The 1,334-nt window shown below is 62.5% G+C and carries 3 protein-coding genes; all 3 read right to left on the bottom strand.

Going from position 1 to position 1,334, the window contains the following annotated elements:
- Positions 1-415: 415 nt before the first annotated feature.
- Positions 416-709: a type II toxin-antitoxin system RelE/ParE family toxin gene (locus C2U70_RS29195; protein WP_186294546.1), complete on the bottom strand. Its 294-nt coding sequence runs from the start codon at positions 707-709 to the stop codon at positions 416-418.
- Entirely contained in the window at positions 706-933 is a 228-nt protein-coding gene (locus C2U70_RS33250) for a hypothetical protein (RefSeq protein ID WP_186294545.1), read from the bottom strand. The genes C2U70_RS29195 and C2U70_RS33250 overlap by 4 nt, the downstream gene beginning before the upstream one ends.
- A 43-nt stretch (positions 934-976) precedes the next feature.
- A partial coding sequence (locus C2U70_RS29190) for a dienelactone hydrolase family protein (RefSeq protein WP_140982091.1) occupies positions 977-1,334 on the bottom strand: 358 nt, incomplete at its 5' end.

Below are 1,334 nucleotides of genomic sequence, written 5' to 3'. Positions count from 1 at the left end.
GACAGCACCACGCCGTGGCGGCGATCCAGCAGGCTGACGAGGTCGTCGAGCCTGGAGGCGCCGCCGGTGAACTGCTCGGCGACGCGCGTGATCGCAAGCCCCGCGCGGGTGAGGTATTCGGCGTTGGCCGGAAGGGCAAAAACAGTCCTGTTCATGTGGTCCTCTTACGAAACTTGCCGAGGGAACGCCACACAGGACAAACGAGAAGGCCGCCGCACTGCGTGGGCGACCTCTGACGATTCTGGGGAAATAAATCGCACCGGCCACCTCTTTAGGAGGTGCGCCACCAAAGACGGGATGGGCGGACGGCGGTGCTCATGGGCGGATACTCACCATGGTGCGGGGGCGGCGTCAAGGGCGCGGAACCCCTCACTTAACTCACCGGAGGCAGGCGGCGGGAGGATCGAACTTCCGATTAGCCAAGCTCGCTCGGTTTCGGCGCATCGCGGCGTCCATGGCGCACGTGGACGACCTCCAAGGTATCATCGGTCAGGCGATAGTAAATCAGATACGGAAATGGGGCGATCGGAAACACTCGAGCATCGGCCATGTCCGTCGCACGTCCGAGACCCGGATACTTCGCCAACAATTGGGCCGCACCGCGGATACGCCGAACGACCGCGCTGGCAGCACGCTTGTCGTGCTGTGCGATATATTCATGAATTCCATCGATATCAGTGCGGGCACGCCGGGCGTACCTGAGCTTCACAGTCCGCACTTCTTCCAGAGCGCAGCCATTTCCTGATCGGTCGCGAACTCGCCTCGTTCGGCCTGCTCGAGCCCCTCGAGCACGGCTGCACGATGTTCGTCCGGCACCACGAATAGATCACTTTCGCTCGCGACGATTTGTTCGAGCACCTCAGCAACGTAGGCTTGCCGGTCTTCCGGCAGCTTTCTCACCTTCTCGATGACGTCTTCCAGGATCTTGGTCATGGACGGAATATATACCAAATGTGCGGTGAAAACGACCCCGCCCTTACCCCAGATGCTTCCGGAAAAACTCCGTCGCCCGGCCCCAGGCGAGCTCGGCGGCTTCGCGGTCGTGCACGGCTTGGCGCTGTTCGTTGACGAAGGCGTGCTCGGCATCATAGCGGAACAGCTCGAGCGACTTGCCGGCGGCCTTCATGCCCTTCTCAAAGGCGTCGACCACCTGCGGCGTGCACCAATCGTCCTTGTTGGCAAAATGCGCCTGCAGCGGAATCTTGACGTCGGCGGGTTTTGCCGCCTGCTCCGGCGGGATGCCGTAGAACACGACGCCTGCGGCGAGCTCCGGAATTTTGGTCGCGCCGATGATGGTGACGGCCCCGCCGAGGCAGAAGCCGGTGAGGCCGACC

Source organism: Bradyrhizobium guangdongense (assembly GCF_006483445.1).
GTDB lineage: Bacteria > Pseudomonadota > Alphaproteobacteria > Rhizobiales > Xanthobacteraceae > Bradyrhizobium > Bradyrhizobium guangdongense_A.
This window is presented reverse-complemented; position numbering and strand designations above follow the sequence as displayed.